At 54.4% G+C, this 17,250-nt stretch carries 31 protein-coding genes; 1 reads left to right on the plus strand and 30 read right to left on the minus strand.

The window, feature by feature from the left end; genetic code table 11:
* Positions 1–135: 135 nt before the first annotated feature.
* From rplQ to rpsJ, 28 genes are all read right to left on the minus strand, one after another.
* Complete coding sequence (gene rplQ / locus G5193_RS14400; RefSeq protein ID WP_005307999.1) at positions 136–519, minus strand: 50S ribosomal protein L17; 384 nt, start codon at positions 517–519, stop codon at positions 136–138.
* Between the two features lie 43 nt (positions 520–562).
* Complete coding sequence (locus G5193_RS14405; RefSeq protein WP_005307997.1) at positions 563–1,552, minus strand: DNA-directed RNA polymerase subunit alpha; 990 nt, start codon at positions 1,550–1,552, stop codon at positions 563–565.
* 25 nt (positions 1,553–1,577) lie between these two features.
* Positions 1,578–2,198: a 30S ribosomal protein S4 gene (gene rpsD / locus G5193_RS14410; RefSeq protein WP_005342696.1), complete on the minus strand. Its 621-nt coding sequence runs from the start codon at positions 2,196–2,198 to the stop codon at positions 1,578–1,580.
* 39 nt (positions 2,199–2,237) lie between these two features.
* Positions 2,238–2,627, minus strand: a complete 390-nt coding sequence (gene rpsK / locus G5193_RS14415) for a 30S ribosomal protein S11 (protein WP_005307993.1) — start codon at positions 2,625–2,627, stop codon at positions 2,238–2,240.
* 14 nt (positions 2,628–2,641) lie between these two features.
* Complete coding sequence (gene rpsM, locus G5193_RS14420; protein ID WP_005307991.1) at positions 2,642–2,998, minus strand: 30S ribosomal protein S13; 357 nt, start codon at positions 2,996–2,998, stop codon at positions 2,642–2,644.
* 139 nt (positions 2,999–3,137) lie between these two features.
* On the minus strand, positions 3,138–3,251 hold the full coding sequence (rpmJ, locus tag G5193_RS14425; RefSeq protein WP_005319705.1) for a 50S ribosomal protein L36: 114 nt from the start codon (positions 3,249–3,251) through the stop codon (positions 3,138–3,140).
* A gap of 27 nt (positions 3,252–3,278) precedes the next feature.
* Positions 3,279–4,607, minus strand: coding sequence for a preprotein translocase subunit SecY (gene secY / locus G5193_RS14430; protein ID WP_005307989.1), 1,329 nt, complete (start codon positions 4,605–4,607; stop codon positions 3,279–3,281).
* Positions 4,608–4,615: 8 nt separating this feature from the next.
* Entirely contained in the window at positions 4,616–5,053 is a 438-nt protein-coding gene (gene rplO, locus G5193_RS14435) for a 50S ribosomal protein L15 (RefSeq protein WP_005342691.1), read from the minus strand.
* 2 nt (positions 5,054–5,055) lie between these two features.
* Entirely contained in the window at positions 5,056–5,235 is a 180-nt protein-coding gene (gene rpmD, locus G5193_RS14440; protein WP_005307985.1) for a 50S ribosomal protein L30, read from the minus strand.
* A gap of 6 nt (positions 5,236–5,241) precedes the next feature.
* Complete coding sequence (gene rpsE, locus G5193_RS14445; protein WP_005342686.1) at positions 5,242–5,742, minus strand: 30S ribosomal protein S5; 501 nt, start codon at positions 5,740–5,742, stop codon at positions 5,242–5,244.
* A gap of 14 nt (positions 5,743–5,756) precedes the next feature.
* Entirely contained in the window at positions 5,757–6,110 is a 354-nt protein-coding gene (gene rplR, locus G5193_RS14450) for a 50S ribosomal protein L18 (protein WP_005340606.1), read from the minus strand.
* Positions 6,111–6,119: 9 nt separating this feature from the next.
* Positions 6,120–6,653, minus strand: coding sequence for a 50S ribosomal protein L6 (gene rplF, locus G5193_RS14455; protein WP_005340607.1), 534 nt, complete (start codon positions 6,651–6,653; stop codon positions 6,120–6,122).
* A 13-nt stretch (positions 6,654–6,666) separates the two neighbouring features.
* On the minus strand, positions 6,667–7,059 hold the full coding sequence (gene rpsH, locus G5193_RS14460) for a 30S ribosomal protein S8 (protein ID WP_005307980.1): 393 nt from the start codon (positions 7,057–7,059) through the stop codon (positions 6,667–6,669).
* 21 nt (positions 7,060–7,080) lie between these two features.
* Positions 7,081–7,386 carry a 30S ribosomal protein S14 gene (rpsN, locus tag G5193_RS14465; protein WP_005340609.1) on the minus strand — a complete coding sequence of 102 codons (306 nt, stop codon included), beginning with the start codon at positions 7,384–7,386 and terminating at the stop codon, positions 7,081–7,083.
* A 10-nt stretch (positions 7,387–7,396) separates the two neighbouring features.
* Positions 7,397–7,936 carry a 50S ribosomal protein L5 gene (rplE, locus tag G5193_RS14470; protein WP_005331162.1) on the minus strand — a complete coding sequence of 180 codons (540 nt, stop codon included), beginning with the start codon at positions 7,934–7,936 and terminating at the stop codon, positions 7,397–7,399.
* Between the two features lie 13 nt (positions 7,937–7,949).
* Positions 7,950–8,267 carry a 50S ribosomal protein L24 gene (rplX, locus tag G5193_RS14475; RefSeq protein ID WP_005307977.1) on the minus strand — a complete coding sequence of 106 codons (318 nt, stop codon included), beginning with the start codon at positions 8,265–8,267 and terminating at the stop codon, positions 7,950–7,952.
* Positions 8,268–8,278: 11 nt separating this feature from the next.
* Positions 8,279–8,647, minus strand: coding sequence for a 50S ribosomal protein L14 (gene rplN, locus G5193_RS14480; RefSeq protein WP_005307975.1), 369 nt, complete (start codon positions 8,645–8,647; stop codon positions 8,279–8,281).
* Positions 8,648–8,794: 147 nt separating this feature from the next.
* Positions 8,795–9,043, minus strand: a complete 249-nt coding sequence (gene rpsQ, locus G5193_RS14485) for a 30S ribosomal protein S17 (protein ID WP_005307966.1) — start codon at positions 9,041–9,043, stop codon at positions 8,795–8,797.
* Complete coding sequence (rpmC, locus tag G5193_RS14490) at positions 9,043–9,234, minus strand: 50S ribosomal protein L29 (protein ID WP_005307965.1); 192 nt, start codon at positions 9,232–9,234, stop codon at positions 9,043–9,045. The genes rpsQ and rpmC overlap by 1 nt, the downstream gene beginning before the upstream one ends.
* A complete protein-coding gene (gene rplP / locus G5193_RS14495) occupies positions 9,234–9,647 on the minus strand; it encodes a 50S ribosomal protein L16 (protein ID WP_005340612.1) in 414 nt (137 codons plus the stop codon). The genes rpmC and rplP overlap by 1 nt, the downstream gene beginning before the upstream one ends.
* A 13-nt stretch (positions 9,648–9,660) precedes the next feature.
* Positions 9,661–10,374, minus strand: coding sequence for a 30S ribosomal protein S3 (gene rpsC / locus G5193_RS14500; RefSeq protein ID WP_005307962.1), 714 nt, complete (start codon positions 10,372–10,374; stop codon positions 9,661–9,663).
* Between the two features lie 3 nt (positions 10,375–10,377).
* Positions 10,378–10,722: a 50S ribosomal protein L22 gene (gene rplV, locus G5193_RS14505; RefSeq protein WP_005319741.1), complete on the minus strand. Its 345-nt coding sequence runs from the start codon at positions 10,720–10,722 to the stop codon at positions 10,378–10,380.
* A gap of 10 nt (positions 10,723–10,732) precedes the next feature.
* Positions 10,733–11,011 carry a 30S ribosomal protein S19 gene (rpsS, locus tag G5193_RS14510; protein ID WP_005307960.1) on the minus strand — a complete coding sequence of 93 codons (279 nt, stop codon included), beginning with the start codon at positions 11,009–11,011 and terminating at the stop codon, positions 10,733–10,735.
* A gap of 22 nt (positions 11,012–11,033) precedes the next feature.
* On the minus strand, positions 11,034–11,855 hold the full coding sequence (gene rplB / locus G5193_RS14515; RefSeq protein WP_005340614.1) for a 50S ribosomal protein L2: 822 nt from the start codon (positions 11,853–11,855) through the stop codon (positions 11,034–11,036).
* Positions 11,856–11,870: 15 nt separating this feature from the next.
* Positions 11,871–12,173 (minus strand): 50S ribosomal protein L23, encoded by a 303-nt coding sequence (rplW, locus tag G5193_RS14520; protein ID WP_005307955.1) that lies wholly within the window; start codon positions 12,171–12,173, stop codon positions 11,871–11,873.
* Positions 12,170–12,775: a 50S ribosomal protein L4 gene (rplD, locus tag G5193_RS14525; RefSeq protein WP_005340616.1), complete on the minus strand. Its 606-nt coding sequence runs from the start codon at positions 12,773–12,775 to the stop codon at positions 12,170–12,172. The genes rplW and rplD overlap by 4 nt, the downstream gene beginning before the upstream one ends.
* Positions 12,776–12,792: 17 nt before the next feature.
* The gene (gene rplC / locus G5193_RS14530) at positions 12,793–13,425 is read right to left on the minus strand and encodes a 50S ribosomal protein L3 (protein WP_005340620.1); all 633 of its coding nucleotides are present in this window, start codon (positions 13,423–13,425) and stop codon (positions 12,793–12,795) included.
* A 22-nt stretch (positions 13,426–13,447) separates the two neighbouring features.
* Positions 13,448–13,759, minus strand: coding sequence for a 30S ribosomal protein S10 (rpsJ, locus tag G5193_RS14535; RefSeq protein ID WP_005307944.1), 312 nt, complete (start codon positions 13,757–13,759; stop codon positions 13,448–13,450).
* A gap of 356 nt (positions 13,760–14,115) precedes the next feature.
* Between rpsJ and G5193_RS14540 the strand changes: the two genes are divergently transcribed.
* Complete coding sequence (locus G5193_RS14540) at positions 14,116–15,030, plus strand: DMT family transporter (protein WP_124928236.1); 915 nt, start codon at positions 14,116–14,118, stop codon at positions 15,028–15,030.
* Positions 15,031–15,067: 37 nt separating this feature from the next.
* Here the strand turns inward: G5193_RS14540 and envZ are convergent, their stop codons facing one another.
* Both envZ and ompR read right to left on the minus strand, forming a co-directional pair.
* Positions 15,068–16,378, minus strand: a complete 1,311-nt coding sequence (envZ, locus tag G5193_RS14545) for a two-component system sensor histidine kinase EnvZ (RefSeq protein WP_005340624.1) — start codon at positions 16,376–16,378, stop codon at positions 15,068–15,070.
* On the minus strand, positions 16,375–17,097 hold the full coding sequence (gene ompR / locus G5193_RS14550; protein WP_005340625.1) for a two-component system response regulator OmpR: 723 nt from the start codon (positions 17,095–17,097) through the stop codon (positions 16,375–16,377). The genes envZ and ompR overlap by 4 nt, the downstream gene beginning before the upstream one ends.
* Positions 17,098–17,250: the final 153 nt, after the last annotated feature.

The following is a 17,250-nucleotide window of genomic DNA, read 5'->3' on the forward strand; positions in this document are numbered from 1 at the left end:
GCAGTTGAGGCAGTTGAGGCAGTTGAGGCAGTTGAGGCAGTTGAGGCAGTTGAGGCAGTTGAGGCAGTTGAGGCAGTTGAGGCAGTGTCAGAATGGATTAAAAGAAAAGCCGGGACAAGCCCGGCTTTTTCTTTATCACTCAGCAGCTGCTTCAGCAGCGGCCGGGCGGTCTACCAGCTCAATATAAGCCATAGGGGCGTTGTCGCCAGCACGGAAACCGCATTTCAGAATGCGAGTATAACCGCCGGCGCGCTCCAGGTAGCGCGGGCCCAGTTCATTGAACAGCTTAGCCACGATCGCGTTGTCGCGAGTGCGGGCAAATGCCAGACGACGATTAGCAACGCTATCAGTCTTGGCAAGGGTGATCAGCGGTTCAACTACACGACGCAGCTCTTTTGCCTTAGGCAGAGTCGTCTTGATGATCTCATGACGAACCAGGGAGCTGGCCATGTTGCGGAACATAGCCTGACGATGGCTGCTGTTCCGGTTCAGTTGACGACCACTCAAACGATGGCGCATGACCTTATCCTTCTAACTAAATCTGTGAAACCCGTAATCTGGATTACTCGTCAGCGATGCTGGCGGGCGGCCAGTTCTCAAGGCGCATGCCAAGAGACAGACCACGGGAGGCCAACACGTCCTTGATCTCAGTCAGGGACTTCTTACCGAGGTTAGGAGTCTTAAGCAACTCAACTTCGGTACGCTGTACCAGATCACCAATATAGTGGATAGCTTCTGCCTTCAGACAGTTCGCAGAACGAACTGTCAGCTCCAAATCATCGACAGGACGCAGCAGAATCGGATCAAACTCGGGTTTCTCTTCTTTCTTCTCGGGCACGCTGACATCGCGCAGATCCACGAAGGCTTCCAGTTGCTCAGCCAGAATAGTGGCAGAACGACGGATAGCTTCCTCAGGATCCAGGGTACCATTGGTCTCCATGTCGATGACCAGCTTGTCCAAGTCGGTACGCTGTTCCACACGTGCTGCCTCAACATTGTAGGCAATACGAACGATGGGGCTGAACGCGGAGTCCAGCAGCAGGCGACCGATAGGACGCTCTTCGTCATCGTTGTGAACACGAGCAGAAGCAGGCACATAACCACGACCGCGCTGAACTTTCAGGCGCATGCTGATTTCAGCATTGGCACCAGTCAGGTGGCAGATTACGTGCTCCGGGTTTACGATCTCGACTTCATCACCGTGAGTGATATCACCTGCGGTAACGGGGCCTGTTCCAGACTTGGTCAGGGACAGAGTTACCTCGTCCTTGCCTTCCAGCTTCACAGCGATACCTTTCAGGTTGAGCAGGATTTCAAGAATGTCTTCCTGTACACCTTCTTTGCTGCTGTACTCATGCAGTACCCCGTCAATTTCGACTTCAGTAACTGCACAACCGGGCATAGAAGACAGCAAAATACGACGCAGGGCGTTGCCCAGCGTGTGACCAAAGCCACGCTCAAGTGGCTCAAGAGTCACTTTCGCATGAGTCGGGCTAACTTGCTCGATGTCAACTAGCCGCGGTTTAAGAAAATCTGTTACAGAACCCAGCATTGTGTCCTCTCTTTAGAAGCTAGCTTTACTTGGAGTAAAGCTCGACGATCAGCTGTTCGTTAATGTCGGCAGACAGGTCGGAACGCTCTGGCAGGCGCTTGAAGGCACCTTCCATTTTAGCGGCATCAACCTCTACCCAAGTCGGCTTCTCGCGCTGACCAGCAACCTCAAGGGCAGCTTTGATACGCGCTTGCTTCTTAGCCTTCTCACGAACGCAGATCACGTCCTCAGGGGAAACCTGGAAAGAAGGAATGTTCACAACGCGGCCGTTTACCATGATGGCCTTGTGGCTCACCAGCTGACGAGATTCAGCGCGGGTAGCACCGAAGCCCATGCGGTATACGACGTTGTCCAGACGACCTTCCAGCAGCTGCAACAGGTTTTCACCGGTGTTACCCTTTTGACGGGCAGCGTCGCGGTAGTAGTTGCGGAACTGTTTTTCCAATACGCCGTAGATACGACGAACTTTTTGTTTCTCGCGCAGTTGCACACCGTAATCGGACAGACGGGGCTTGCGAGCGCCGTGCTGACCAGGAGCGGTGTCAATCTTGCACTTAGAATCAATCGCACGAACACCAGACTTCAGGAAGAGGTCTGTGCCCTCACGACGGCTAAGCTTAAGCTTAGGACCGATATATCTTGCCATCTTCTTTCTCCAACAATCCTAGACCAAGTAGCTACAGCGTTACACGCGGCGCTTCTTGGGAGGACGACAACCGTTGTGCGGGATCGGAGTCACATCAGTAATGTTAGTGATGCGGAAACCAGCCGCGTTCAGGGCGCGGATGGAAGACTCACGACCGGGACCCGGACCTTTGACCATGACTTCCAGGTTCTTGACGCCATATTCTTTGGCCATCTCACCAGCGCGCTCGGCAGCTACCTGAGCAGCGAACGGGGTGGACTTACGAGAACCACGGAAACCGGAACCACCAGAAGTAGCCCAAGACAGAGCATTGCCCTGACGGTCAGTAATGGTCACGATTGTGTTGTTGAAAGATGCATGAACGTGCGCAATACCGTCGCTCACTTGCTTTTTAACGCGCTTGCGAGCACGAGTCGGAGTTTTAGCCATTTTCTACCTTCCCGTTACTTCTTGATAGCCTTGCGCGGACCCTTACGGGTACGAGCGTTGGTCTTGGTACGTTGACCACGAACAGGCAGGCTACGACGGTGACGCAAACCACGGTAGCAACCCAGATCCATCAATCGCTTGATGTTCATGGAAATCTGACGACGCAGGTCACCTTCAACGGTGAATTTACCTACTTGTTCACGCAGACTCTCGATCTGAGCTTCGTCCAGGTCTTTAATTTTCACATTCTCAGCGATACCGGCTGCGGCACAAATGGCCTTGGAGCGGGTACGACCGACGCCATAAATCGCAGTCAAAGCAATGACTGCATGCTTATGGTCAGGAATGTTAATGCCAGCGATACGGGCCACTATTCACTCCTACATATAGTAGATTACGACCACCACAAAGCCCGTGAGCGGATACGTGGCGGTCAACCAATACACAACAAAAGTTGGCTGGCTATATTAGCCAGCACAACTATTTGTTGCAAGTACTAACCGTAAAAAATTAGCCTTGGCGCTGTTTATGCTTTGGCTCGCTGCAAATCACACGCACCACACCGTGACGCTTGATGATTTTGCAGTTACGGCAGATTGCCTTAACGGAAGCACGAACTTTCATTGCTTAACTCCGTAACTACGCCGACCTTTAGCGGCCGTAGCCCTTCAGGTTGGCCTTCCTCAGGACGTCACCATATTGATGAGACATCATATGGGTTTGTACCTGAGCCATGAAGTCCATGATAACCACCACAATAATCAGCAGCGAAGTGCCACCGAAGTAGAACTGTACGTTCCAGGCAGTCATCAGGAACTGGGGTACCAGACAGATAAAGGTTATATAGAGCGCACCTGCCAATGTCAGGCGAGTCATAACCTTATCGATATAACGTGCTGTCTGCTCGCCCGGGCGGATCCCCGGGATAAAGGCTCCACTCTTCTTCAGGTTATCTGCTGTCTCGCGGGGGTTGAACACCAGCGCGGTATAGAAGAAACAGAAAAAGATAATGGCTGCTGCATACAGCATCTCGTAAAGCGGCTGACCCGGCTGCAGGACCATAGAGACCTGTTGCAGGATATCAGCGACTTTACCCTCACCCTGACCAAACCAGGAGGTAATGGTACCCGGGAAGAGGATGATACTGGATGCGAAAATCGCAGGAATCACACCAGCCATATTCACTTTCAACGGCAGGTGCGTGCTTTGCGCGGCAAATACCTGGCGGCCTTGTTGACGCTTGGCATAGTTAACGACGATACGACGCTGACCACGCTCCACGAACACCACAAAGTAAGTCACTGCGAAAACAATCAAGCCCAGCAACAACAACAGCAGGATGTGCAATTCCCCTTGACGTGCCTGTTCGGCCGTAGCGCCAATGGCATGCGGCAGACCAGCAACGATACCTGTGAAAATAATCAACGAGATACCATTACCAATCCCACGCTCGGTAATCTGCTCACCCAACCACATCAAGAACATGGTACCGGTGACCAGACTCACAACCGCTGTGAAATAGAAGCCCAAACCCGGATGAGTCACGAGTCCTTGCATCATATTCGGCAGACCGGTTGCAATACCAATGGCCTGGAAAGTTCCCAAAACCAGCGTGCCCCAACGGGTATATTGGCTAATCTTGCGACGGCCGGATTCACCCTCTTTCTTGAGTTCAGCAAGAGCAGGATGAACCACTGTCAGCAGCTGGATAATGATCGACGCCGAAATGTACGGCATGATCCCCAACGCAAGAATAGAAGCACGCGATAGTGCACCACCACTGAACATGTTGAACATCTCAATGATGGTGCCCTTCTGTTGCTGGAACAACTCGGCCAGTACGGCGGCGTCAATACCAGGAATCGGCACATAAGAGCCTGCACGGAAAACGATAATCGCCCCGAGAACGAAGAGCAGACGGCTCTTCAGTTCACTCAGACCACCCTGTGCTTTAACATCCAATCCTGGTTTCTTAGCCATTGTACTGATTATTCCTCGATTTTACCGCCAGCGGCCTCGATGGCTGCACGTGCACCTTTGGTGACGGACAGACCACGAACGGTCACAGCACGGTCAATGTTGCCAGACAGAACAACTTTAGCGAACACGATGTTCTTGGTCAGAACGCCGGCTTGCTTCAGAGTGCTCACGTCGACTACATCACCTTCTACCAGGGCGATTTCGTTCAGGCGCACTTCGGCAGATACCAAAGATTTGCGAGAGAAGAAACCGAACTTCGGCAGACGGATTTTCAAAGGCATCTGGCCGCCTTCGAAACCGTTGCGGACTTTACCGCCACCGGAACGAGAGGTTTGACCTTTAACACCACGACCACCGGTCTTGCCCAGACCAGAACCGATACCACGGCCCGGACGGTGCTTAACGCGCTTGGAACCAGCGGCCGGAGACAGAGTATTCAGACGCATGCTTAGCCCTCCACCTTAACCATGTAATAAACCTGGTTGATCATACCGCGTACGCAAGGAGTATCTTCCAGCTCAACGGTGTGACCAATGCGACGCAGACCCAGACCACGCAGAGTCGCCTTGTGCTTTGGCAGACGGCCGATAGAGCTGCGAGTTTGAGTTACTTTTACAGTGTTAGCCATGTCGCATTACCCCAGAATTTCTTCAACGCGCAGACCACGCTTGGCAGCGATCTGTTCCGGTGACTGACCGTGAACCAGAGCGTCTACAGTTGCGCGAACAACGTTGATTGGGTTGGTGGAACCGTAGGTCTTAGCCAGCACGTTGTGGATACCAGCAACTTCCAGAACGGCACGCATGGCGCCGCCTGCGATGATACCAGTACCTTGAGAGGCCGGCTTCATGAACACGGTGGAACCGGAGTGAACACCTTTCACCGGGTGGTGCAGGGTGCCGTTGTTCAGTTCAACCTTGTTCAGGTTACGCTTGGCCTGTTCCATTGCTTTTTGAATAGCAGCCGGAACTTCACGGGCTTTACCGTAACCGTAACCTACACGGCCGTTACCATCACCCACCACGGTCAACGCGGTGAAGGACATGATACGACCACCTTTAACAGTTTTCGAAACACGGTTTACTGCAATGAGCTTTTCTTGCAGTTCGCCGGCTTGAGATTCGACTTTAGCCATCTTCGACTCCTAGCTTAGAACTGAAGACCAGCGTCACGTGCGGCAGCTGCCAGGGCAGCGATGCGACCGTGATACTTGAAACCGGAACGATCGAAAGATACGTTCTGAACGCCTTTGGCAATAGCACGCTCAGCGATAGCTTTGCCTACAGCGGTAGCCGCATCTGCGTTACCGGTGTATTTCAGAGCTTCACTGATGGCTTTCTCTACTGTGGAAGCAGAGGCCAGAACTTCGGAACCGTTGGCTGCAATAACCTGCGCATAGATATGACGCGGGGTACGGTGAACAACCAGACGGGTAGCTCCCAGTTCCTGCATCTTTTTCCGAGCACGAGTAGCACGACGGAGACGAGCTGCTTTCTTGTCCATAGTGTTACCTTACTTCTTCTTAGCTTCTTTAGTACGCACTTGCTCGTTGGCATAGCGTACACCCTTGCCCTTGTAGGGCTCCGGAGCGCGGTAAGCACGGATATCGGCGGCGACTTGGCCAACCAGCTGCTTGTCGACGCCACGCAGAACGATTTCTGTAGCAGTCGGGCACTCAGCGGTCACACCAGCCGGCAGCGCATGCTCTACCGGGTGAGAGAAGCCCAGAGCCAGCGCAACAGCATTGCCCTTGATGGAGGCTTTATAACCTACACCAACCAGCTGCAGCTTGCGCTCGAAGCCTTGGGTAACACCGATTACCATGTTGTTGACCAATGCACGGGCAGTACCGGCCTGAGCGTCAGCACCAGCGATGCTGCCGCGCGGGGCGAACTTCAGTACATTGTCTTCTTTGGTCACTTCTACACCGGCGTGAATAGAGCGAACCAGAGAACCTTTACCACCTTTGATGGTCAGTTCTTGGCCGTTCAGAGTCACCTCTACGCCAGCAGGAATAGTGACGGGTGCCTTAGCAACACGAGACATTTCCTACCTCCTATTAAGCGACGTAGCAGATGATCTCACCGCCCATGCTTGCTTTGCGAGCAGCACGGTCAGTCATCACACCTTTAGACGTGGACACGATAGCAACACCGAGACCGCCCATAACTTTCGGCAGATCAGTAGTGCGCTTGTAAATACGCAGGCCTGGACGGCTTACGCGTTGGATCAGTTCTACAACTGGCTTGCCCTGGAAATATTTCAGTTCAATTTCCAGTTCCGGCTTCACGTCACCAGCTACGGAGTAGCCAGCGATGTAACCTTCTTCTTTCAGCACTTTGGCGATAGCCACTTTCAGCTTGGAAGAAGGCATGGAAACCGCAACTTTGCTCGCCGCCTGACCGTTACGGATGCGGGTCAGCATATCCGCGATCGGATCTTGCATGCTCATAAGTCTAACTCCCGAGATTCGTTACCAAGAAGCCTTCTTCAGGCCCGGAATTTCGCCCTTCATGGCATGCTCACGCACCTTGATGCGAGACAGGCCAAACTTGCGCAGGAAACCGTGCGGACGACCAGTAATATTGCAACGGTTACGCTGGCGGGACGGACTGGAATCACGGGGCAGCTGTTGCAGTTGCAGTACAGCATCCCAACGCGCTTCTTCAGAAGCGTTCATGTCAACGATGATAGCTTTCAGCTCGGCACGCTTGGTCGCGTACTTGGCTACCAGCTTGGCACGCTTTGCTTCGCGCGCTTTCATGGATGTTTTAGCCATAACCCTAACCTTACTTGCGGAATGGGAAGTTAAAGGCAGCCAGCAGAGCACGGCCTTCTTCATCGGTATTCGCGGAAGTGGTGATGGTGATATCCAGACCACGGACGCGATCGACTTTGTCATAGTCGATTTCCGGGAAGATGATCTGCTCACGCACGCCCATGGAGTAGTTACCACGACCGTCGAACGCTTTAGCGTTCAGGCCACGGAAGTCACGGATACGCGGTACGGAGATGCAGATCAGCCGTTCCAGGAACTCCCACATACGCTCGCCACGCAGGGTTACTTTACAACCTATCGGGTAGCCTTCACGAATCTTGAAGCCCGCAACAGATTTGCGAGCTTTGGTGATCAGCGGCTTCTGACCGGAAATGGCAGCCATATCGGCAGCAGCATTTTCCAGCAATTTCTTGTCAGAGATCGCTTCACCAACACCCATGTTCAGGGTGATTTTCTCGATCCGAGGGACTTGCATGATAGTCTTGTAACCGAACTGCTTGGACAGTTCATTTACTACATCGGATTTGTAGTAATCATGCAGTTTCGCCATCGTTAAACTCCAATTACTTCACAAGTTCGCCGGTGGATTTGAAGAAACGGACTTTTTTGCCGTCTTCAATCCGGAAACCAACGCGGTCAGCTTTGCCAGTGGCAGAGTTGAACAGCGCTACGTTTGATACATCGATGGGGGCTTCTTTGGTGACGATACCGCCAGCCTGACCCAGTGCGGGTACCGGCTTCTGGTGTTTCTTCACCTGGTTGATGCCTTCCACGATTACCTTACCTTTTGCAATCAGGACTTGAGTGACTTTGCCACGCTTGCCCTTGTCTTTGCCGGTAAGAACAATCACTTCGTCTTCGCGACGGATTTTAGCTGCCATCGTTCGACTCCTTACAGTACTTCGGGTGCCAGGGACACAATCTTCATGAACTTCTCATTACGCAGTTCACGGGTCACCGGGCCAAAAATACGAGTACCGATTGGCTGTTGGTTGTTGTTAAGCAACACAGCCGCATTGTTGTCGAAACGGATGACAGAGCCGTCCGGACGACGAACGCCTTTACGGGTGCGTACGACCACCGCGTTATACACATCACCTTTCTTCACTTTACCGCGAGGAATGGCTTCCTTGATGGAAACCTTGATGATGTCGCCGATGCCGGCGTAACGGCGGTGCGAGCCACCCAGAACCTTAATACACATTACACTGCGAGCGCCGGAGTTGTCGGCAACACCCAGCATACTTTGCATCTGGATCATCTTAGTGCTCCGCTTTGTTTACTTCTTATCCCTAATGGGATCTGGCTGCCTTCAAAAGGCGCGAAACTATAACACAGGATTTTCAGAAAAGGTAGCCTAAAAAACAAACGGCCCCTGAAAGGGGCCGCTTGGACTACAAAGTACCGATTAGGCCTTTTCTACAACGGCAACCAGGGTCCAAGACTTGGTCTTGGACAGCGGGCGGCATTCGCGGATTTCCACGAGGTCGCCAGCTTTGCACTCGTTGTTTTCGTCATGCACGTGCAGCTTGGTAGTGCGCTTGATGATCTTACCGTAGATCGGGTGCTTTACCTTGCGCTCGATAGCAACAGTGATGGACTTGTCCATCTTGTCGCTGATTACACGACCTTGCAGAGTACGGATCTTGTCAGTCATTACGCACCTGCCTTCTCAGTCAGTACAGTCTTGATACGTGCGACGTCACGACGCACTTGTTTCAGAGTGTGAGTCTGAGCCAGCTGGCCGGTGGACGCTTGCATGCGCATGTTGAATTGCTCACGCAGCAGGCCCAGCAGCTCCTGGTTCAGTTCTTCGACGCTCTTTTGACGCAGATCTTGGGCTTTCATCACATCACCGTCTTAATTACGAAAGTGGTCTGAACAGACAGCTTAGCTGCGGCCAGGGCAAACGCTTCACGCGCCAGAGCCTCAGGTACACCGTCCATCTCGTACAGAACCTTGCCAGGCTGGATCGGGCAAACCCAGTATTCCACGTTACCCTTACCTTTACCCATACGAACTTCGAGGGGCTTTTCGGTGATGGGCTTGTCCGGGAACACACGGATCCAGATCTTACCTTGACGCTTAACGTGACGGGTCATGGCACGACGGGCTGCTTCGATTTGACGAGCAGTCAGTTGACCACGGGATGTCGCCTTCAGGCCAAAGGTACCGAAGGATACTTCGTTACCAGAGGTGGCCAGACCGCGGTTACGACCCTTGTGGGTCTTGCGGAATTTAGTACGCTTAGGTTGCAACATTTACCGAATCTCCTTACTTAGCAGCGCGGCGCTTGTTGTCACGCTTGGGCTTTGCAGGAGCTTGCTCTTGAGCAGCGGCAGCGTTAACAGCAGCCAGACCGCCCAGAACTTCGCCCTTGAAGATCCAAACTTTAACGCCGATCACACCGTAAGTGGTGTGGGCTTCAGAAGTTGCGTAGTCGATGTCGGCACGCAGGGTGTGCAACGGCACACGACCTTCACGGTACCATTCGGTACGCGCGATTTCAGCGCCGCCCAGACGACCGGAAACTTCCACTTTGATGCCCTTGGCACCCAGGCGCATTGCGTTCTGTACGGCGCGCTTCATAGCACGACGGAACATTACACGACGCTCCAGCTGGGAAGTGATGCTGTCGGCAACGAGTTTGCCATCCAGCTCCGGCTTGCGGACTTCGGAAATGTTGATCTGAGCAGGCACGCCAGCAATAGTGGCTACAGCTTTGCGCAGCTTCTCAACGTCTTCGCCTTTCTTACCGATGACAACACCCGGACGAGCGGTGTGAATGGTCACACGGATGCTCTTGGCCGGACGCTCAATGGTGATCTTGGACAAGGACGCGTTTTTCAGTTCCTTGGTCAGGAACTGGCGTACTTGAAAATCGCTGTACAGGTTGTCAGCGAAGTCTTTGGTGTTCGCGAACCAGGTAGAATTCCAAGGCTTGGTAATACCCAGGCGAATGCCATTAGGATGTACTTTCTGACCCATTGCTTATCTCCCAGCCTTAGCGTCGGATACCACTACAGTGATGTGAGCGGTACGCTTGAGGATACGATCCGCACGACCTTTGGCACGCGGACGGATGCGCTTCATGGAGGGACCTTCGTCGACCATGATAGTAGCAACACGCAGCGCGTCGATATCGGCGCCTTCGTTGTGCTCAGCGTTTGCAATGGCAGATTCCAGCACTTTCTTAACCAGCACTGCAGCCTTTTTCGGGCTGAAGGTCAGGATATTCAGAGCCTTGTCTACGGACAGACCACGTACTTGATCGGCTACCAGACGAGCTTTCTGGGCAGAAGTACGGGCATAACGGTGTTTAGCGATAGCTTCCATCATTTATCCCTTAGCGCTTCTTAGCCTTCTTATCAGCAGCATGGCCGCGATAAGTACGAGTCGGTGCGAATTCACCCAGTTTGTGACCGATCATTTCTTCGGTAACGAAAACCGGAACGTGCTGACGACCATTATGGACAGCGATGGTCAAACCGATCATGTTCGGGATGATCATTGAACGACGGGACCAGGTTTTAACCGGCTTTTTATCCCCGCTTTCCACCGCTTTCTCTACCTTCTTCAGCAAGTGCAGGTCAATAAATGGACCCTTCTTGAGAGAACGTGGCATGGTGATTCCTCTATGTTAACAATTACTTGTTACGACGACGTACGATGTACTTGTCGGTACGCTTGTTCTTACGGGTCTTGAAGCCTTTAGCCTTCTGGCCCCATGGGGACACAGGCTGCATGCCCTTGTTACGACCCTCACCACCACCGTGCGGGTGGTCAACCGGGTTCATCGCCATACCGCGAACGGTCGGACGAATACCACGCCAGCGGTTTGCACCGGCTTTACCCAGTTGACGCAACATGTGCTCGGAGTTACCGACTTCACCGATGGTAGCGCGGCACTCGGCCAGAACTTTACGTACTTCGCCGGAACGCAGACGCAGAGTTACATAGTTACCTTCACGAGCCAGGATCTGGATGAAAGTACCAGCGGAACGAGCCAGCTGGGCACCTTTACCAGGCTTCATCTCTACAGCGTGAACGGTAGAACCAACCGGGATGTTGCGCATCGGCAGGGCGTTACCTACCTTGATGGCTGCATCAGCACCAGAAGCGATCGCGTCACCAGCTTTGAGGCCTTTCGGAGCCAGGATGTAACGACGCTCACCGTCTGCATACAACACCAGAGCGATGTTAGCGGTACGGTTCGGATCGTATTCCAGGCGCTCTACTTTAGCCGGGATACCGTCTTTGTCGCGCTTGAAGTCGACGATACGGTAGTGCTGCTTGTGACCACCACCGATATGACGGGTAGTGATACGGCCGTTGTTGTTACGACCACCGGACTTGCTTTTGCTGTCCAGCAGAGCGGCGAAGGGCTTGCCCTTGTACAGCTCTTGATTGACGATCTTGACGACGTGGCGGCGGCCCGGAGAAGTAGGCTTGCACTTAACGATTGCCATTTTTGAGAACTCCTCTTACTCGGCTGCGCCCATGAAGTCGATGTCCTGACCAGCTTTCAGGGTCACATAAGCCTTTTTCCAATCGGAACGACGGCCTACGCGTGCACCTGCGCGCTTGGTCTTACCCTTCATGTTCAGGGTACGGACGGTCTCAACTTCGACCTCGAACAGTTTCGCAACTGCAGCTTTGACTTCCGCCTTGGTAGCATCAACAGCAACTTTGAACACGATAGTGTTCTGCTTTTCTGCAACCATGGTGCTCTTTTCAGAGATGTGCGGAGCCTTCAGAACTTTCAGCAGACGCTCTTCACGGATCATGCCAGCATCTCCTCGATTTGCTTAACTGCGTCAGCAGTCATCAGAACCTTGTCGAAAGCGATCAGGCTGACCGGGTCGATACCGGCAACGTCACGCACGTCAACTTTGTACAGGTTGCGAGCAGCCAGGAACAGGTTCTCATCGACTTCAGCAGTCACGATCAGAACGTCAGTCAGTTCCATTTCTTTCAGCTTGGCGATCAGTTCTTTGGTCTTCGGAGCTTCGATGCCGAACTTCTCAACAACGATCAGGCGCTCTTGACGTACCAGCTCGGACAGAATGCTACGGATAGCGCCGCGGTACATCTTCTTGTTTACTTTCTGGCTGTGATCTTGCGGCTTAGCAGCAAAAGTCACACCACCGGAACGCCAGATGGGCGAACGGATGGAGCCAGCACGGGCACGACCAGTACCCTTCTGACGCCACGGCTTTTTGCCGCCACCAGACACTTCAGAGCGAGTCAGCTGCGCACGAGTACCCTGACGGGCACCAGCGGCATATGCAACGACGACCTGGTGAACCAGAGCTTCGTTGAATTCGCGCCCGAAGGTAGTCTCGGAAACTTCAAGAGCGCTCTTGGCGTCTTTCATTACCAATTCCATTACTATCTCCTCAGACGTTACGCTTTGACGGCAGGTTTGACGATCACGTTGCCGTTGGTTGCACCCGGTACTGCACCTTTGATGAGCAGCAGGTTGCGTTCAGCGTCAACACGAACCAGTTCCAGGTTCTGAGTCGTTACACGCTCAGCACCCATGTGACCAGCCATCTTTTTGCCCTTGAATACACGACCCGGAGTCTGGTTCTGACCGATAGAACCCGGAACGCGGTGAGACAAGGAGTTACCGTGGGTCATATCCTGGGTGCGGAAGTTGTGGCGCTTAACAGTACCAGCAAAGCCCTTACCTTTGGATGTGCCGGTAACGTCTACCAGCTTAACGTCAGCGAGAAGATCTACTTTCAGCTCGCTACCAACAGTGAAAGTTTCACCGTTGTTCAGGCGGAATTCCCACAGACCGCGACCGGCTTCTACACCAGCTTTGGCGAAGTGGCCAGCTTCCGGCTTGGTCACACGGCTGGCTTTCTTGGCGCCAGTGGTAACCTGAATAGCGTTGTAGCCGTCGGTTTCTACAGATTTGACCTGAGTTACACGGTTAGCTTCAACTTCGATAACAGTCACCGGGATAGAAACGCCATCTTCAGTGAAGATGCGAGTCATACCCACTTTGCGACCTACAAGACCGATTGTCATTGTTATCAACCTCTTTCCGTAATTAACCCAGGCTGATCTGGACGTCTACACCAGCTGCCAGATCCAGACGCATCAGGGCGTCTACGGTCTTGTCAGTCGGCTCAACGATGTCTACCAGACGCTTGTGAGTGCGGATCTCGTACTGATCACGCGCATCTTTGTTGACGTGCGGGGAGATCAGGACGGTGAAGCGCTCTTTGCGAGTCGGCAGCGGAATAGGACCGCGAACCTGCGCGCCAGTGCGCTTAGCAGTTTCAACGATTTCCGCAGTGGATTGATCAATCAGGCGATGATCAAAAGCCTTCAGGCGGATACGGATTCTTTGGTTCTGCATTGACAGAGCTCCAATAGATAAAAGAACATAAACCAACACCGCCCGACCGAGATTTCTCCCGCCAGAGGTGTGATTTTTCACGTTTCCCCCCATATCGGGAGGACTGTATGGCTGGCTCCTGTAAACAGGAAACTCAGCAGCAGACATATCGTCTGGCTTACCTCATGGGTAAGCGGAGGGGATTATACGGATTTTTCAAATTTGCGCAAGGGAGAGCGAACAGATTATGCGCAGTTTTATGTGACAGATGGATCTCTCCTGCGGCAACACACTCTGCTGCCAACACCAAGGTAACGACAATGTTACAAGCAGACTGGTAGACTGTGCGCTTGCCTCTGTCAGTGGAACGACATCCCATGCTCAAAGATCAAAAGAAAGCCTATCAGTATGGCCTTTGCGCCGTTGCCCTCTGGTCGACGGTCGCCACAGCCTTCAAGATCTCCCTCGCCTATTTCGAACCTGTGCAACTGTTGCTTGTGGCCGCCTTCACCTCGACTCTCACGCTGACAGCCGTCGTCGCCAAACAGGGCAAACTGCCGCTGCTGGGGAGCTACATCAAGGCCCGCCCTATCTACTACCTGACTCTGGGCGTGCTGAATCCCTTTCTCTATTACCTGTTGCTGTTCAAAGCCTATGATCTGCTGCCTGCCCAGCAGGCACAGACCCTCAACTACACCTGGGCCATTACCCTCAGTCTGCTGGCCGTCCCCTTCCTCGGCCAGAAGCTGCGTCGGCGTGATTGCGTCGCTATCGTGCTGGGGTATTTTGGCGCGCTGGTGATCGCCACCAGAGGGGATGTATTCGGCCTCCAGTTCGACAGCCCCCTCGGCGTGACGCTGGCGCTGGTCTCGACCCTCATCTGGGCCAGCTACTGGATCCTCAACACCCGCAATCAGGGCGATCCCATTGTCAGCCTGTTGCTCGGCTTTATGATCAGCCTGCCTTTTATCGTCGTGGCGACCTGGTTGCTCTCCGATTTTGCCATGACCGCCTGGCAGGGATGGGCTGGTGCCATCTATGTGGGACTGTTCGAAATGGGCTTCGGTTTCGTGCTCTGGCTGATGGCGCTGCGCCATGCCACCAACACGGCCCCCATCAGCAACCTCATCTTCATCTCGCCGTTTGCCTCACTGGTGCTGCTCAACCTGTTGATCGGCGAAGCCATCCATCCGGCCACCCCCATCGGGTTGGCGCTCATCGTTGCCGCCCTGCTGATCCAGCAGCTCAAGTACGGCAAACGCTATCGTGCATCAGTCGAAACAAAGAGCTGACCATGCAGAAGGGCGTATCCACGGATACGCCCTTCTCTCAATCCATCCACTCCTGTGGCTGATGTTTCGGCAGCCGCATCTCGACCAGCAAGCCGCCGAGATCCGAGCTTCCCAGCCGGATAGTGCCGTGGTGCTGGGCGACTATCTTGGCCACGATAGCCAACCCCAGCCCACTACCGCCGACGGTCCGCGCCACATTCCCCTGAGTAAACGGCTTGAGCACCCGGGAATAGTCCTGCTCCGGAATGCCGGGGCCATCATCGGAGAGGCGCAAGCGCACCCAGTGCCCATCGTCCTTGAGCTCGGCATGCAAGCGGCTCGCCCCATAACGCTGCGAGTTGCTTGAGAGGTTGTTCAACACCCGCCGGATACTGACCGGATTGCAGGCCACCCGCACCGCCTCTTGCGGCAGCGCCAGATCGACCTCCAGCCCCTGCTCCGAGTAGATCAGCAAGGTATCGTGCACCAGCTGGGTCAGATCGATCGGCTCCAGATCCTGACCCTCATCCGGGCGGATGTAATCGATGAACTGATCGATGATGGCATTCGACTCATCGATGTCGGCGTTGATGCTCTCCTTGAGGTACTCGTCACCGGAGGACATCATCTCGGTCGCCAGCCGGATGCGGGTCAGCGGGGTGCGTAGATCGTGGGAAACCCCCGCCATCATCAGGTTACGCTCTTCGATCAGGCTCTTGATGGAGTGCGACATGTGGTTGAAGGTGCGGGTCAGTCGCCGCACTTCCCGTGATCCCAGCTCCCCCAGCGCCTCCGGGAAATGGCCTCTGGCCACCGCAACTGCACCAGCCTCGAGATCCTCGAGCGGGCGTACCAACTGCCGGGCAAAACGCCAGGCCGCAAACAGGGTGATCACCAACAACACGCTCAGATAGATGATGAGGGGTTCGATATCGTCATCTTCAATCTCGGTCAGCGGGATCCGCACCCAGATTTTGCTGGCCTGCGGCGGCTGGATCCAGATGATGTAGTGATCCTGGATCTCGACCCGCACCTTGGCCGGGCCGCCCAGTTCGCGGCTGATGTTCTCCTCCAGATAGGGGTACGGCTTGGCATCGTTGAAGCCATGCTGCACCGCCTCGCTCTGGGTATAGATGTCGGTACCGGTCGTCACATAGACCAGCGCCTCGGCATCTTCGCTCAGCGCCAGTTGTTCAGTGTTGACCGGAAAGATCAGCTTGACCTGATTGGCCAGCAAGTGACTGATCTGCTTGACGGTGGGTGCCAGCAGATAGTTGTAGAAGGTGACGTAGGAGACTGCTTGATAGACCACCAGAACGGCGGCCAGAAACCAGAGCATGCGCGAGAACATGCTGCCGACCTTTTTCATGCACCGTCACCATCTGGCACGAACACATACCCCAGACCCCAGACGGTCTGCAGGTAGCGGGGCTGGGCCGGATCCTGCTCGAGCAGGCGGCGCAGGCGAGAGACCTGCACGTCGATGCTGCGCTCGGTGGCGGTGTATTCGCGGCCACGGGCCAGATTCATCAGCTTGTCGCGGGAGAGCGGCTCGCGCGGATGGCTGACCAGCACTTTGAGCACCGCAAATTCACCGCTGGTGAGCGCCATCGGCTCGCCATCCCGGCTCAGCTCGCGGGTCGCCAGATTGAGCTGGAAGGCACCGAAGTTGACCACCTTCTCTGCAGCCGAGGGAGCCCCCGGCAGCTCGACGGTATGGCGGCGCAGCACGGCACGGATCCGCGCCAGCAGTTCGCGGGGGTTGAACGGTTTGGGCAGATAGTCATCAGCCCCCATCTCGAGCCCGACGATGCGATCCACTTCATCCCCCTTGGCGGTGAGCATCAGCACCGGGATCTGGTTGCCAGCCTCGCGCAGACGGCGGCAGATGGAGAGTCCATCCTCCCCCGGCAGCATCAGGTCGAGCACCATCAGGCTGAAGTTTTCACGAGTCAGCAGGCGATCGGCCTGTTCGCCATTAGCCACGCCGCGCACCACGAATCCCTGCTCGGTGAGATAGCGTTCCAACAGGGAACGTAATTTCAGGTCATCGTCCACGACCAGGACCTTGTATTGCTGCTGACTCATTGCTTTGCCTCTTCATTCTTTCGCTGCCCACCATACTAGGGGGGGATATCGCGGGAGAAAAGCATAAATATGTTACCGGTTATTACCCATGATCAGAGCGTGACGGCCGTCAAGCCCTCCTCCAGACCAGTACCGCTGAATGGCTCCCGCCAA

Source organism: Aeromonas sp. 601027 (assembly GCF_049174455.1).
Lineage (GTDB): Bacteria > Pseudomonadota > Gammaproteobacteria > Enterobacterales > Aeromonadaceae > Aeromonas > Aeromonas veronii_A.

Bases quoted from the DNA above. Each gene is read 5' to 3' on its own strand.
- rpsJ (WP_005307944.1), bottom strand. From the start codon at position 13,759: ATGCAGAACCAAAGAATCCGTATCCGCCTGAAGGCTTTTGATCATCGC.
- rpmJ (WP_005319705.1), bottom strand. From the start codon at position 3,251: ATGAAAGTTCGTGCTTCCGTTAAGGCAATCTGCCGTAACTGCAAAATC.
- rpsH (WP_005307980.1), bottom strand. From the start codon at position 7,059: ATGAGCATGCAAGATCCGATCGCGGATATGCTGACCCGCATCCGTAAC.
- rplV (WP_005319741.1), bottom strand. From the start codon at position 10,722: ATGGAAGCTATCGCTAAACACCGTTATGCCCGTACTTCTGCCCAGAAA.
- rpsN (WP_005340609.1), bottom strand. From the start codon at position 7,386: ATGGCTAAAACATCCATGAAAGCGCGCGAAGCAAAGCGTGCCAAGCTG.
- rpsQ (WP_005307966.1), bottom strand. From the start codon at position 9,043: ATGACTGACAAGATCCGTACTCTGCAAGGTCGTGTAATCAGCGACAAG.
- rpmC (WP_005307965.1), bottom strand. From the start codon at position 9,234: ATGAAAGCCCAAGATCTGCGTCAAAAGAGCGTCGAAGAACTGAACCAG.
- rpmD (WP_005307985.1), bottom strand. From the start codon at position 5,235: ATGGCTAACACTGTAAAAGTAACTCAAACTCGCAGCTCTATCGGCCGT.
- rplW (WP_005307955.1), bottom strand. From the start codon at position 12,173: ATGATCCGTGAAGAGCGTCTGCTGAAAGTTCTGAAGGCTCCGCACATC.
- rpsS (WP_005307960.1), bottom strand. From the start codon at position 11,011: ATGCCACGTTCTCTCAAGAAGGGTCCATTTATTGACCTGCACTTGCTG.
- rpsE (WP_005342686.1), bottom strand. From the start codon at position 5,742: ATGGCTAAAGTCGAATCTCAAGCCGGCGAACTGCAAGAAAAGCTCATT.
- rpsD (WP_005342696.1), bottom strand. From the start codon at position 2,198: ATGGCAAGATATATCGGTCCTAAGCTTAAGCTTAGCCGTCGTGAGGGC.
- rplC (WP_005340620.1), bottom strand. From the start codon at position 13,425: ATGACAATCGGTCTTGTAGGTCGCAAAGTGGGTATGACTCGCATCTTC.
- rplP (WP_005340612.1), bottom strand. From the start codon at position 9,647: ATGTTGCAACCTAAGCGTACTAAATTCCGCAAGACCCACAAGGGTCGT.
- G5193_RS14540 (WP_124928236.1), top strand. From the start codon at position 14,116: ATGCTCAAAGATCAAAAGAAAGCCTATCAGTATGGCCTTTGCGCCGTT.
- envZ (WP_005340624.1), bottom strand. From the start codon at position 16,378: ATGAAAAAGGTCGGCAGCATGTTCTCGCGCATGCTCTGGTTTCTGGCC.
- rplB (WP_005340614.1), bottom strand. From the start codon at position 11,855: ATGGCAATCGTTAAGTGCAAGCCTACTTCTCCGGGCCGCCGCCACGTC.
- ompR (WP_005340625.1), bottom strand. From the start codon at position 17,097: ATGAGTCAGCAGCAATACAAGGTCCTGGTCGTGGACGATGACCTGAAA.
- rplF (WP_005340607.1), bottom strand. From the start codon at position 6,653: ATGTCTCGTGTTGCTAAGGCACCCGTCACTATTCCTGCTGGCGTAGAG.
- rplX (WP_005307977.1), bottom strand. From the start codon at position 8,267: ATGGCAGCTAAAATCCGTCGCGAAGACGAAGTGATTGTTCTTACCGGC.
- rplN (WP_005307975.1), bottom strand. From the start codon at position 8,647: ATGATCCAGATGCAAAGTATGCTGGGTGTTGCCGACAACTCCGGCGCT.
- rplD (WP_005340616.1), bottom strand. From the start codon at position 12,775: ATGGAATTGGTAATGAAAGACGCCAAGAGCGCTCTTGAAGTTTCCGAG.
- rplR (WP_005340606.1), bottom strand. From the start codon at position 6,110: ATGGACAAGAAAGCAGCTCGTCTCCGTCGTGCTACTCGTGCTCGGAAA.
- rplO (WP_005342691.1), bottom strand. From the start codon at position 5,053: ATGCGTCTGAATACTCTGTCTCCGGCCGCTGGTTCCAAGCGCGTTAAG.
- rplQ (WP_005307999.1), bottom strand. From the start codon at position 519: ATGCGCCATCGTTTGAGTGGTCGTCAACTGAACCGGAACAGCAGCCAT.
- rpsC (WP_005307962.1), bottom strand. From the start codon at position 10,374: ATGGGTCAGAAAGTACATCCTAATGGCATTCGCCTGGGTATTACCAAG.
- rplE (WP_005331162.1), bottom strand. From the start codon at position 7,936: ATGGCGAAACTGCATGATTACTACAAATCCGATGTAGTAAATGAACTG.
- rpsK (WP_005307993.1), bottom strand. From the start codon at position 2,627: ATGGCTAAAACTCCGACTCGTGCTCGCAAGCGCGTTAAAAAGCAAGTG.
- secY (WP_005307989.1), bottom strand. From the start codon at position 4,607: ATGGCTAAGAAACCAGGATTGGATGTTAAAGCACAGGGTGGTCTGAGT.
- G5193_RS14405 (WP_005307997.1), bottom strand. From the start codon at position 1,552: ATGCTGGGTTCTGTAACAGATTTTCTTAAACCGCGGCTAGTTGACATC.